Annotated in this window: 14 protein-coding genes and 1 pseudogene; 11 read left to right on the top strand and 4 right to left on the bottom strand. The window is 30.5% G+C overall.

Annotation, left to right across the window (positions count from 1 at the left end):
* Nucleotides 1-288: 288 nt before the first annotated feature.
* Entirely contained in the window at nucleotides 289-885 is a 597-nt protein-coding gene (locus ACWJJ2_RS06925; protein WP_462954072.1) for a sensor histidine kinase, read from the top strand.
* A gap of 236 nt (nucleotides 886-1,121) precedes the next feature.
* Nucleotides 1,122-2,315: a phospholipase C gene (locus ACWJJ2_RS06920; protein WP_462954071.1), complete on the top strand. Its 1,194-nt coding sequence runs from the start codon at nucleotides 1,122-1,124 to the stop codon at nucleotides 2,313-2,315.
* A 128-nt stretch (nucleotides 2,316-2,443) separates the two neighbouring features.
* Here the strand turns inward: ACWJJ2_RS06920 and ACWJJ2_RS06915 are convergent, their stop codons facing one another.
* Nucleotides 2,444-3,097: a pentapeptide repeat-containing protein gene (locus ACWJJ2_RS06915; protein WP_220286638.1), complete on the bottom strand. Its 654-nt coding sequence runs from the start codon at nucleotides 3,095-3,097 to the stop codon at nucleotides 2,444-2,446.
* Nucleotides 3,098-3,547: 450 nt separating this feature from the next.
* Between ACWJJ2_RS06915 and ACWJJ2_RS06910 the strand changes: the two genes are divergently transcribed.
* Both ACWJJ2_RS06910 and ACWJJ2_RS06905 read left to right on the top strand, forming a co-directional pair.
* Complete coding sequence (locus ACWJJ2_RS06910; protein WP_216303826.1) at nucleotides 3,548-4,462, top strand: ABC transporter ATP-binding protein; 915 nt, start codon at nucleotides 3,548-3,550, stop codon at nucleotides 4,460-4,462.
* 7 nt (nucleotides 4,463-4,469) lie between these two features.
* Nucleotides 4,470-5,306: an ABC transporter permease gene (locus ACWJJ2_RS06905; protein WP_220320225.1), complete on the top strand. Its 837-nt coding sequence runs from the start codon at nucleotides 4,470-4,472 to the stop codon at nucleotides 5,304-5,306.
* A 315-nt stretch (nucleotides 5,307-5,621) separates the two neighbouring features.
* Here the strand turns inward: ACWJJ2_RS06905 and ACWJJ2_RS06900 are convergent, their stop codons facing one another.
* Nucleotides 5,622-6,062, bottom strand: coding sequence for a hypothetical protein (locus ACWJJ2_RS06900; protein WP_216303828.1), 441 nt, complete (start codon nucleotides 6,060-6,062; stop codon nucleotides 5,622-5,624).
* Between the two features lie 248 nt (nucleotides 6,063-6,310).
* On the opposite strand from ACWJJ2_RS06900, the gene ACWJJ2_RS06895 reads away from it, so the two are divergent.
* Complete coding sequence (locus ACWJJ2_RS06895; RefSeq protein ID WP_462954070.1) at nucleotides 6,311-6,658, top strand: hypothetical protein; 348 nt, start codon at nucleotides 6,311-6,313, stop codon at nucleotides 6,656-6,658.
* A gap of 157 nt (nucleotides 6,659-6,815) precedes the next feature.
* On the opposite strand, the gene ACWJJ2_RS06890 is transcribed toward ACWJJ2_RS06895, so the two are convergent.
* Both ACWJJ2_RS06890 and ACWJJ2_RS06885 read right to left on the bottom strand, forming a co-directional pair.
* Nucleotides 6,816-7,115 (bottom strand): HNH endonuclease, encoded by a 300-nt coding sequence (locus tag ACWJJ2_RS06890; RefSeq protein WP_216303830.1) that lies wholly within the window; start codon nucleotides 7,113-7,115, stop codon nucleotides 6,816-6,818.
* 148 nt (nucleotides 7,116-7,263) lie between these two features.
* Nucleotides 7,264-7,680, bottom strand: coding sequence for a 2-thiouracil desulfurase family protein (locus ACWJJ2_RS06885; RefSeq protein ID WP_220320224.1), 417 nt, complete (start codon nucleotides 7,678-7,680; stop codon nucleotides 7,264-7,266).
* 350 nt (nucleotides 7,681-8,030) lie between these two features.
* On the opposite strand from ACWJJ2_RS06885, the gene ACWJJ2_RS06880 reads away from it, so the two are divergent.
* The 6 genes and pseudogenes from ACWJJ2_RS06880 (at nucleotide 8,031) to ACWJJ2_RS06855 (ending at nucleotide 12,898) form a co-directional block, all read left to right on the top strand.
* Nucleotides 8,031-9,287, top strand: coding sequence for a Y-family DNA polymerase (locus ACWJJ2_RS06880; RefSeq protein WP_462954069.1), 1,257 nt, complete (start codon nucleotides 8,031-8,033; stop codon nucleotides 9,285-9,287).
* A gap of 130 nt (nucleotides 9,288-9,417) precedes the next feature.
* Nucleotides 9,418-9,681, top strand: a complete 264-nt coding sequence (locus ACWJJ2_RS06875) for a hypothetical protein (protein ID WP_165414698.1) — start codon at nucleotides 9,418-9,420, stop codon at nucleotides 9,679-9,681.
* 100 nt (nucleotides 9,682-9,781) lie between these two features.
* Nucleotides 9,782-10,588 (top strand): annotated as a pseudogene (locus ACWJJ2_RS06870) (IS1595 family transposase); the annotation flags it as partial.
* Between the two features lie 119 nt (nucleotides 10,589-10,707).
* Nucleotides 10,708-11,208, top strand: coding sequence for a hypothetical protein (locus ACWJJ2_RS06865; protein ID WP_462954068.1), 501 nt, complete (start codon nucleotides 10,708-10,710; stop codon nucleotides 11,206-11,208).
* Nucleotides 11,209-11,321: 113 nt separating this feature from the next.
* Nucleotides 11,322-12,005, top strand: coding sequence for a helix-turn-helix domain-containing protein (locus ACWJJ2_RS06860; RefSeq protein WP_258280590.1), 684 nt, complete (start codon nucleotides 11,322-11,324; stop codon nucleotides 12,003-12,005).
* A 74-nt stretch (nucleotides 12,006-12,079) separates the two neighbouring features.
* Nucleotides 12,080-12,898: an IS3 family transposase gene (locus ACWJJ2_RS06855; protein WP_253198320.1), complete on the top strand. Its 819-nt coding sequence runs from the start codon at nucleotides 12,080-12,082 to the stop codon at nucleotides 12,896-12,898.
* Nucleotides 12,899-13,066 lie beyond the last annotated feature (168 nt).

Here is a 13,066-nt window from a genome sequence, read left to right as displayed (position 1 = left end):
ATGTTATTTTTTATACAATTTAAAGTGAGTACTTCTTATATTAGGAAAATTCTTATTTACCAAATTACTATTGTTTTAATGATAAATATATTTTTCAATTCTATTTTTTTTAATATATATGAGGGGAAATCTTTTTTTAAAACTAATTTTTTTATAGGATTCATTACCCTCTGTATAATACTTTTCAGTTTTGTTATCATCAAAATTATCCAGCAAATTTTAATCTATTCAAAAAAAGAGGTAGAATGGTCTCTACAAGAAATAGAATATAAAAAGCAGATCTTTTATATGAACAATATACAAGAGTTAATTCATACATTAAGAGCACAGAGACATGACTTTAACAACCATATCAGTTGTATCTACGGGCTTTTAAAGACAGGAGAAATAAATGTCGCAAAAGAATATTCTGAAAAACTAGCAAATCAAACATCAGAAATTAATACTATTCTAAACATAGATATTCCTATTATTGCAGCACTGTTAAATTTCAAGTTATCTATCGCAAAAGAAAGAAAAATTGAATTGTATATAGATATAAATTTACCTAAAAATATTAAAATAGATCCTGTGAATATCTCTATACTTTTAGGGAATGCACTAGATAATGCCATAGAAGCTTGTGAAAATATAGCAAATGGAAATAAGTTTATTCGAATCAAAATGTATATAGAAAAAGTACATCTAATCATTAAAATTACCAATAGCACAAACAAAGCAACACAGGAGGGGACAGGGGAACATAAAACAACACATCCCGATAAGGAAAACCATGGGTTCGGACTTGAAAATATAAATTACATAGTAAACAAATATGATGGTTTAATACAAATAGAAGAAGAAGAAAATTTATTTATACTGAATATTGCCCTATTAATAAAATGACAGACAGATTACCCATAAATTTACAAAGAAATATTCGATTATGACATTTCAACAACCAATCATGCAAACTCTATTTAAACCTTTACACAAATATGTATAATTGTAATAAAAGAGGCAATATTTAATTTCGAATCAAACAATTTATTAAACTTTCCAAAAGAAAATATGTAAATCAAAGATAATTTAGTAGATTTACTTATAAAAATAATGAAAGTAGAAAAGGGGGAAATGTAATTATGAAGAAAACAAAACATTTGATTATATTAATCTTTACAGTTGCAACATTTTTTATGACAGGTACAGCTTACGGTTGGAATGGTAATAAGGATGGAACAGGAACTCATGCAGTGATTACGGATCAAGCAATGGAAATGTTAAATAACGACTTAGATCCAGGTGAACCACAGAAAGTAAAAGAAAATGTAGAACTTTTAAATCAATATATTAATGACTTGAAAGTTGGGTCTACTTACCCAGATTTTGATCCAAATGGATATGATTTGTATCAAGACCACTTCTGGGATCCAGATACAGGATATAATTTTACTCATACGGCGCCATGGTATACTAGTTATACGGTTACAGAAACAGCAGACAGTCAAAGTAGAAAATTTTCAGCATTGGCTTTAAATGAATGGAAAAAGGGGAATTACCAAAATGCTTCAAATCTACTTGGACAAGCTATTCACTACTTAGAAGATATCAACTGCCCTTATCATGCTGCGAATATTACGGCGGTAGATAGCGCAGGACATGTCAAATATGAGACATATGCTGATAATAACATAGGGAAATACCTTCTTAATACAATGAATGGAACAACTAAGCAGCCAGTATATGCAAACGTTATTACAACGGCTGATTTTTCAAATTGGATTACAAAAAACAATACTTACTGGGGAAAGCTTTCAAAATCATTATATTTTTCCAAATCTACTATGTCTAACTCATATGCAGATTGGGATTATTCGCTAGGAGAAGCACTACCAAATTCTCAAAAAAGTATAGCAATGTTCCTATATAGGTTTATAAATGAAGCAGCGAATACTATACCAGCAGCATCACTTAACTTTAATCAATTACAAGTTGTTATTAAAACAGCAGACTTTGATTATGCAAGTACAGACGATTATGTTTACTTTGGCATTGAAACACAGGATGGGCAAAAATTTGAATTGCCCTTGGACAATCCGGGGAATGATTTTAAAAGAAATCAAACAGACAGCTATAATTTGACTTTACCTAAAACTATTAATGCAGATACTATTACAAATACATGGTTAAGAAAAGCTATATATACCGCTCCGGGAGATGATTGGAAGCCTGAAAATATAAAGGTAATCATTTGCGGAGAGGTAAGACAAGATTTAAATATTACTCCAGTGTTAAGCGGAAATGTTAAATATACGATGCCTTTTAGTTTGAAATAAGAGTGATAGAAATGCTATGTATTTAGTATTTTATAAAAGTTGAAAATAATTTTTTCAAAAAAACATCATATAAAAGGGATTTCTAAATATGGAAATCCCTTTTGCATGCACTCGATAAATAAAGGTGATTATTTAACAATGAGACCTAGTATGCTCGATATAGAAACGGCTTGCATAGTGGTAACTATTGCTCCCTTAACATCAGCAATGTTTACTCCTATACCTTCAAGATTGCAACTGGTAAAATCTATTCCTTTAAGACTTGTAAAATTAAATTGAGCCTGGAGTAGATTAGACTCTTGAAATTCAACTTTTAAAAATTTTGAATTTTGAAAATCGGAAGAGCGTAATTGACATTGAAGGAAGGCGACTTGTTTACAATTAGAATAACTAAAAAAAGCAAATTGACCGTTACAATTTTCAAAAATCACATTTCTCAAGGTAGCTTCATTTAAATTAATACCAATAATCTTACAATTTACAAATTCTACTCTATGTAACGAAGCCTCATTAAAATCTACATTTGATAAATCACAATTTTCAAATCTCACATCCATAAGTTCTATACGTCTAAAAGCTATTTTATTAAAAATAACTTTTTTAAATATAACTTGTTTAAAATTTACCATGTCTGCTTTATGGTTTTCTAAAGAGCAATCACTAATTTTTCCATAAGAAAATATAGCTTCATCCACTATGTTTTCTTTAGATAACTCTAGGATATCTAAATCGCTATCAAAGGTAGGTCTTAAAATCTTCGTTTTTAGTTTAGTGTTTTCCATGTGTATTACCTCCAATTTAATCAAAAACAAATAACCCTACGTAAGGGTATGCTCTAAACGAACATTTCATTTATTCTTTCTCTATAATTATAACATTTTTTCACTAAATAAAAAATTAAAGGACTGTCTTTTGTAGGGCAAAATTTTGGAGCAGAAAAGTGGGATAGAATTTATAGGAGATTTTAGAGGTTGAATAATATAGTGTCTATGATATACTTTAAGAGTAAAAATTATTTATGTTTTAAAAATATGAGGTGAGTGAATATGATATATCCACATGGAAATATGTAAGGGCCATACGTCTTATAAAATAAGTTGTATTTAGGCGAATTATCGGTATAATTTCACATAGGAAAGCAGATCATGTAAGCGAAGCAAATTTCGCTTCGAGCATTGTGTATCTGCTCGTTATGTTAGCGTTGTAATTATTCAGTTGATAGGAGTGATACCATGAGAAACATAATAGAAGTTAAGGATTTTGTAAAGAAATATGATAAATTCACAGCAGTCGACAATGTTTCATTCGAGGTAGAAGAGGGAAGCATTTTTGCGTTTTTAGGTCCAAATGGAGCAGGTAAAAGCACAACCATCAATACTCTGTGTACCATATTTGATAAGACATCAGGAACCCTGACTATTGACGGAAAAGACGTTTCGCATGAAAAGGATGATGTTAGAAGTGTTATTGGGGTTGTTTTTCAGGAAACGACATTGGATAATAAAATGACCGTTCTTGAAAATTTAATTATGCATTGTCATTTTTATGGTATACCCAAAAGTGAAGTCACAGAGCGTATCCAATTTGTTTTAAATTTAGTGGATTTACTGGAGTGGAAAAAAGCAATGGTAAGCAGTCTGTCCGGCGGGATGAAACGTCGTGTGGAAATAGCCAGATCGCTACTACACTACCCAAAAGTATTGTTCTTAGATGAACCAACCACAGGTCTTGACCCTCAAACAAGGGCTCATATATGGAATTATATTGTAAAGCTTCAAAAGGAGAAGAATATTACTATTTTTTTAACTACGCATTACATGGATGAGGCCGAAATTTGCAGCAAAGTTGCCATTATGGATGGTGGTAAAATAGTTGCAATGGACACTCCGTATCGTTTGAAACAGCAATATACAAAGGATAAAGCAAATATTACAACTAGTGACGAGCAAGGTCTTGAGGCACTGCTAGACACTGCGGGGTTTAAATACATGAAAAAAACTGGTTATTATTCGATTGAAGTTAATAGTATACCCAAATTGATGGAGTTATTAAGTCAGCAGAAAGAGTCGATAACGGATTTGGAAATTAAAAAAGGCACATTGAATGATGTATTCTTAGAAATTACCGGAAAAGATATAAGGAAGTGAGAAATTTATGGATATTATATTAGCTTTATGGTTTAGAAACATTAAAATTTTTGTTCGCAATCGTGTTCAGCTTGTTTTCACGATTATCATGCCATTCTTCTTTTTATATGTGTTTAGTTCGATATTTAAAAATGACAATATTCAAAATCCAGTAAACTATATGCTCGCAGGTATTGTAATAACGACCGTCTTTCAAACTTCCCTTACTATTGCGACAAGTACAATTGAAGATATTGTTTCGGGATTTATGAAGGAGGTGCTAGTAAGTCCTGTTAAACGAATTCAGATTGCCGCGGGTCAGCTATTATCAGCAGCAACAATAGCAACCATGCAGGGTATTATTATTCTAATCATTGGTTATTTTATAGGGCTTAAATTCACATCCTGGATAACACCATTTGCGGTAATCTGCGTGATGATTGTTGTTGGACTTGTGTTTTCGGGGTTAGGATTGTTTTTAGCAGCTCTGGTTAAAAATTCACAAACTTTTCAAATTGTAATAACGGCGATAACAATGCCGATGACATTCCTTTGTGGCGCATATATTCCGCTTTCAATGTTACCAAAAACAATGCAATATGTTGCTTATCTCAATCCAATGACATATACAACAGCATTTTTTAGAACTATCATACTGGAAAAGACGTCTTTAACAACCGATCAAATGGTTGCGGAACAGCTTGCTTTTAAAATAGGGGATTTTGTAATTACACCTCTTATTAGCATGGCGATTGTAATCATTTTTGGGATCGTGTTTTTACTATTATCAACCTATGTTTTCTCAAGGGTGGATTTTTCAACAATTAATCGCTCAAAAAGTAAAGAGGCTGATATATGGAGTTAGTAATAATATGAGCAATGAGTATTAGCTAAGCAAAGTAATAAAGATAAACCTATATGTTCTGATATGACTGACGCTGATAAAAAGGCGTTAGTTTTTATTATTTAAGGTATAAATTCCTCCCCCAATTGCTAGAATAGTAAAAATTGCTCCTACTATATTATATAACATAAATTTGTACCCCCTACTTTCTTCATAATAGATTAGAGTTGCGACTTAATCCGTAGAAAAATTATACCATTAAAGTATTAAACTCCAATCTATCCTTTGCTTTTATATTAAATATGCCTTGACCTTCTGATATTAAATAATTAGTACTTAAACTCCGCTCTGTTCAACTTCACATTTCAATGGTACATATTTCTCAAAAGGTATTTTAAAATTATCCATATTTTCAACTTTGTTAAAAAATTCTTCTACAGAGTTGCAGTCGTATTCCCATAAATTTGTATCTAACCCTTGTAATTTAGCATTGGGTTTAAAGTATATTGTAAGTCTTAATTGCTCCATACCGTTATATTCTCCATCATCTAACTCAAAAGTAAATTGTCTAACAAACTCCGAATAAAATAAGGCTTCACCTTTAACTTCTTCTACTCCACATTGAAACAACAGACCATCATCAGCACAATCAACTTTGATACTAAAAAACTTTTTAAAAATTTCCAATGCCAATTTAGAATTTGGATTATTAAAATCAAACTTTGATTCACTTAACATATTAATTAATACTTCTTTGGATTCATTAGCATTTATCATTTTACCCTCCATTAAAATCTTATTTGGTACATAATTTTTTATTAATCTGACGCAACTCATAGGAATATTGTACCATTGGGTTATGCAAGTTGTCACAAATACCCTATTTTTATAAACACTAGCTATATTTCGGCATAATTTTTAATTTATGTATGTTATAATGCGAATGCAACATATCCAATAGGGGGAATATTAAATGAATAAAAATAAATTTTTAGCTAAGATTATAAGTTGGAGGTTCCTATAAAATGAATAATGCTGATATTAGCAAACGGTTATTTGAATTAGAGAATAAACAAAGAATGCTATTTATAGGAGTTTGTAGAGCACTAGAAAAGCTTGGAATAGAACAAGATGACAATTTAGAATTGTTTTGTATATCGCGATTTTCATATGAAGGTTTTGAAAATTTTAAGACGTTTTTATTAGAAAATTCAATTAAGCTTCATAATGAAAATTTAAGCAAAGTTAAGTTCATAAATGATTACAACGCCATTTTCTCAGATAAAAAATTATTATTATCTAAGTTAATGGAATTAGTTGATAAATCAGATGAATTTGAACAAATATGTAGATTATATTTTGATAGAATATAAGTATTTATTCAAAAAAATGGTGTGATTCCATTAGGTAGGAAGCCTTACGGCTCCTTTCCCCTCTAAGAACCGTACTTGTGTGTTTCCACACATGCGGCTCAAGCCCTCTCTTTACCTCAAACAAGTTGGTATTTGAACTTTTTGAAAGCCTTCTTAATCAGTTTGTATCCTTCTTTGCTGTTAGGGTTCCACTTGATTGTTTTTGATGTAATAATTCCAAGTTGTCATACCTTTCATCACCGCCTAATTTAGTAGGTACAACATGATTAATATTTAAAGACTCTTCTCCAACTAATGATTGTTTACACACTCTACATTTGTAATTACTGAGTTTTGCTAACTTCATTCTGGTCGAAACAGTATCATTTATGAAATCTTTCTTATCTCTTTTTTCAAAATATTCTTTTAAACTACCATCATCAGGACTATTCGTATATTTAACTACAGCGTGCCTCACTACCGGTAACGCAGTTTATCACGAAACACTACTAATTAGCGACTTCTTGTCGCACAGTAATATAAGAATATTGTTCAATTAGTTTACTATAGGTTGTGCTCATAACCGGTTTCATTTCCATAAGTAGTAACTTACGAATTGAGTAAACTTAAAAATTATTGGAGTCTACTACCCTAATACCTTTTTCAATGATGGCTTCAGTAAATAAACCATGCCCCTCAATTAAAGTACCACTAAAAGACCCATCATAGATAGTGTTTACACCACAAGTAGGACTTCTTGACTGTAATATTGCTAAATCTATCTTTTGTCCCTTAATTTTCTCCATTGCAAGTTCTACTCCTTTGCGATATTCTGCATCTACATTCTCACCATTCTCAGACATTACAATGCCGTTTACTATCTCAGCACATGCCCTTGGGCATTTCATACCTGTCAGCAGTTCAGGACATATTTCAATCACAGTATGTCTTTGTATAAATTCAACTACACTTCTATTCAAATTATTTCCGCCATTATATTTGCAGTTTTGTCCTATTACACAGGCACTTACTAAAATATTCATGTACATCTCTCCCAACAATTCGGATTTATCCACGCATTATATAAATAATGTTTACTTCACAATAATCTACTGTTGCGACTAATACAATTATTTAATTATACTATTATTACCGTAAATTGGATATTAAAAAGAATGTATGATTTTAACCAAATATTAAATGGTTACATAAGAATTTAAAACTTGAGATTATAAAAATAATCTGAAATTTTCATTAACTACGAAATAATATTTTTGCGTATGCTATCCCAAATTTGCTTTTAAAAAGTAAGCAAGTAGTATATAATAAATATAACGAACTGATGTTCTAATATGAGTAAATAAGATTAATAAAAAGGAAGATGATTTATGCTATGAGTAAATTAATATTTCATATTGACGCAAATAGTGCCTATCTCTCATGGGAAGCTGCGTATAGACTTCAACAAGGTGAGCAGTTAGATCTTAGAACAGTACCATCTGTAGTAGGCGGAGATGAAGAAAGCAGGCATGGAATTGTTTTAACTAAATCAATGCCTGCTAAAAAATTTGATATTCACACAGGCGAGACTTTATATAGTGCTAGGGCTAAGTGTCCTGGAATAATAATTGTACCTCCAAGATATTCATTATATATGAAATGTAGCGAGGCTATGCATCAAATATTTTTAGAATACACTCCAATTATTCAGCGTTTTTCAGTTGATGAAAGTTTTTTGGATTTTTCTAATATGGAACATTTATATCCTGACTATTTGAAACTCGCTGAAACTATAAAAGAGAGGATAAAGAATGAGCTTGGGTTTACAGTGAACATAGGGATATCAAATAACAAACTGCTTGCAAAGGTAGCTTCAGATTTTAAGAAGCCAGATAGAATTCACACACTTTTCCAAAATGAAATAAAAGATAAAATGTGGCCATTACCTGTTGAAGATTTATTTATGGTAGGTAGAGCGACAGCACCTAAATTGTACAATTTAAATATTAATACCATTGGGGAATTAGCAAATTATAATTTAGATATTTTAAAGAATAAATTAAAGAGTCACGGTCAAGTTATTTGGAATTACGCCAATGGCATCGAGTTTTCAGAAGTCCGCAAGAGCAATTATATTAAAGTGAAGGGTATAGGCAATTCTACAACAATAGCCTTTGATGTGGAAGATAAAGACACGGCTCATAAAGTATTACTATCCTTGTGTGAAACAGTTTCCATGCGTTTAAGAGATTCACACAATTGTTGTACTGTGATAAGTATAAGCGTCAGGGGTAGTGACTTAATATTTTATTCTCGTCAAAAGAAAGTAGATGTAGCAACTGACTCTACTCGCAAAATATATGAAATAGCATGCTATTTATTTGATAATGTTTGGAAAGGTAATCCAATAAGACACTTGGGGATACATATCACAGACTTTTGTAGTAATGAGCTTTATCAGTGTTCGTTACTAGATAGTTTTGATTATGAAAAAGATAAAAAGATAAATGATACCGTTGATAAAATAAGATTAAAATATGGGCCAAAAGCTGTAGTTCGGTCTTGTTTTCTTCATTCAGGACTAAATAGTATGTGTGGTGGAATGGCAGATGGTGAGGAAGATTATCCATTAATGAGCGCAATACTTTGAGGAGGTTTATAATAAATGAAGGTTTTAGCATTACCTGTAGAAATGGTAAGGAATTTAGCAATTAATAGTTTTGTACAATATTGGTTTATATATGGAGAAAACTAAATATATAATGGTGGTGTAATTTATTATGAAAATAATCGCAAAACCTATCGAAATGATTTGTTGGTTTGATAAAAAGGGTATTATTCATCCTTTGAAATTTAGATTCGAAAATCTAGATGACTCCAATTCTGTAGTGAAAGTAGACAGGGTCATAACCAGGGATAAGGAAAAATTGGCTGGAAATGAAATGTTAGTATTTAGGTGTCAAAGTATTATAGCAGGTATAGAAAAAATATATGAACTTAAATTTGAAGTTAGAAGTTGTAAATGGATGATCTATAAAATGTGAATGAATATAACTAATTACTATAGAGATAAAATTTACGGCATTTCTAGTTTGCAATTTACTTATATTTTAGGCTTTGTTTTAATTTAGTGTTGAAATTTGATATATTTGTAAGTCTTGCAATAAAACTTTCACCGATTTTACAAACTCTGCTACTTATAAGAGTAAGAAACCATTAGATAAATGGCTTAAATATGCTAAATGTATGATTGCAGGTTACTCTATTAGAAAGAGTGCTAAAATTGTAGAGATTAACATTGCAACAAGTTTCTTTTGGAGACATAAAATACTTGATTGCATTAAGTCATTTTTTGGTGTAGGATCTGTTGATGGTGTAATTGAGGCTGATGAAGTATTCTTCGAAGAGAGTTTCAAAGGTACAAAACCTTCTAAAATGCCGACAAAATCTCGTAAGAGAGGTAAATAAGTTAAAAAAAGAGGTATTTCTAACAAGCAAGTGTGTATTGCTAGTGCCATTGATAGACAAGGTAATTTAATTATGGAGTTACTATGTAAAGGTAGAATGACACACCAAGAGTTAGAAAGGCTCTATGAAGGTCGTATAGGGGATAACTCTATCCTTTGTACCGATAGTCATAAGGGTTATGTTCAATTTACTAAAGATTTTTCATTGGAACATAAGCGAATAAAAAGAGGGAAACACAAAGAAGGAATTTACCATATTCAACACATTAATGCTGTACACAGCAAATTGGAAAAGTGGATGGATAAGTTTAATGGTGTTGCAACTTAATATATCAGCAATTATATGTACTGGTTCAAATGGTTGCAACTATTTGAAGAAGATAAAGAAGTTATTAAAATCAAAAATTTTATGGTTCAATGTAATGTAGCCCACGCTTATACTAAAATATCAGATTTCAAAGAAAGAGAACCTATTTTTGTTTAGTGTACATTTATATTGGAATTGATTATGTAATTATTATTCAAATATGATATAATTTAGTGCACAATTATGATATTGTAAAATTAATTTTTATTTGACTTATAGAGATAGGAAGTGATGTAATGGGATTGTTAATAGAAAGCATTATTTTATGTTTAATCTTTTTCGTAATTTGCTTTTTAGGAACTGGAAGTGACGAAAAAAATATTAAAAGTTTTGGTTCATACCCAGATGAAATACAAGGCATAATAATCAATAATGATAGGTTGAAAAATAAAATTGTAAGGAAAAGTTCTCATATGTCGTTTATATCAAATGTTTTTATATTCTCTATAGTGTTGTTTTTATTTGGATTTATTATAAGAACTGATAGTTGGAAACAAAATTTTATAAATATCTTTATTTTAGGTGAGGTTCTTAATGCTTTTGATTTTTTCTTTATTGATATGATTTGGTGGAGAAATACAAAAAGAGTAAGATTTAAAGGAACAGAAAAATTAGATATTGCATATAAAAATCCTAAAAAGCACATTAGTTCATTCTTGAAAGGAATTATTGTTTTTGTGATTGTTTTTGTGATTGTTGCATTAGTTGATACAGTAATGTTAACTTTTTTAAAATAAATTTCAATTTATCTGATTTAAAAAGCAAAACAAGGGAAATCAAATGATATGCTCCCCTTATGGTAGACAGTTAAAATAATAAAACTGTTTACTATAAGGAGGGCTATTTTTTTATGGGAAGAAAATCAACTATATCAGACCAACAAAAAATTAAGGCTGTAACATCATATTTAAATGGAAAAGCTAGTATGTTAAGTTTATGCAACAAACTTCAAGTACATAAGAGTTCTTTTCAAAAATGGGTAATACGATATAAATCAGAAGGTGAAGCTGGGTTAAAACATTCTAGCAAAAATACTTCTTATACTGCCAAAATCAAGATTAACATTGTAAAAGAATATCTTGATGGGCATGGCTCACTGAATGATTTATGCATTAAGTATCATATTTCGTCAAATACAGTTTTATGCAATTGGATAAAGAAGTATAATGGTCATGAAAACATAAAATCTTCTGGAACAGGAGGAAAAATAATCATGACCAAAGGACGCAAAACTTCTTATATTGAACGCATTGAAATCATAAAGTACTGTATTGAAAACAATAACAGTTATAATAAAACTGTTGAAAAATATAAGGTATCTTATCCTCAGATTTATACCTGGATGAAGAAGTATAATCAGTTTGGTATTGAAGGGCTTTTGGACCGACGTGGAAAGCCAAAGGCTGAAGAGTTAATGACAGAAGATGAAAAGCTAAAAGCTCAATACAAGCTTTTAGAAGCACAAAATAGAAGATTACGGATGGAGAATGCTCTTCTAAAAAAAATCCAAGAGATAGAAAGAAGGCGATATTAAGCGAAGCTAGATACGAAGATACTTATCTTGCAATCCAAGAATTATCTAACAAAGATAAATTTCCTATAACTGAGTTGTGCATTATAGGCGGCGTTAGCCATTCTGCATATTATAAATGGCTACACAGAGAAAAAAGTAACCGAGTATTGAAAAACGAAGAATTATTAAAGCTTATTTGTGAGTTATATGAGGAAAAAGACGGTATCTTAGGCTATCGCCAGATGACGATTAAAATCCGTAGAGAATATAATAAAAAAGTTAATTATAAACGAATTTATCGTCTGATGCAGATATTAGGATTAAAATCCGTATGCAGAAAAAAAAGATATAATTATATTAAGTCAACTCCTGAAGTTACTGCAGAAAATATTTTGGATAGAAATTTTAAAGCAGAACAAGTCAATAAAAAATGGCTTACAGATGTAACCGAGTTTAAATATGGGAGAAGTGGACAAAAGGCTTATCTAAGTGCAATATTTGATTTAGGTGATAGAAGTATTGTTTCATATGTCATTGGTCATTCTAATAATAACCAATTGGTTTATCAAACCTTTAATCTTGCTGTTAAAGTATACCCTGATGCTAAACCAATATTTCATAGTGACCGAGGTTTCCAGTATACTTCAAAAATATTTAAAGAAAAACTAAAAAAAGCTGGAATGATACAGAGCATGTCGAGGGTTGGGCATTGTATTGATAATGGTCCAATGGAAGGATTTTGGGGAATCTTAAAAACAGAAATGTATTATCTTCATAAATTTGAAGACTATGAAAGCTTAAAGAAATCGATTGAAGACTATATAGAATATTATAATAATAGACGTTATCAAAAACGTTTAAAGTGCATGACACCAATGGAATATCAGCGATATCTATTAGGTAATGCAGCATAAATAAAGCGCCTACCAAATGATAGACGCCTTACATAAAATCTTTAATTATTTCCACTGTCTACTTGACAGGGGCAGTTCAAAATGGTTTCCCTTAAAAATCTCTATATTTTCAACACTCTTTTAAAACATAGCCATATTTTAAAATTGAGAGCAAAAATTTTGCTCTTT

The sequence above is a fragment of the Clostridium sp. CM039 genome (genome assembly GCF_055081075.1).
This window is presented reverse-complemented; position numbering and strand designations above follow the sequence as displayed.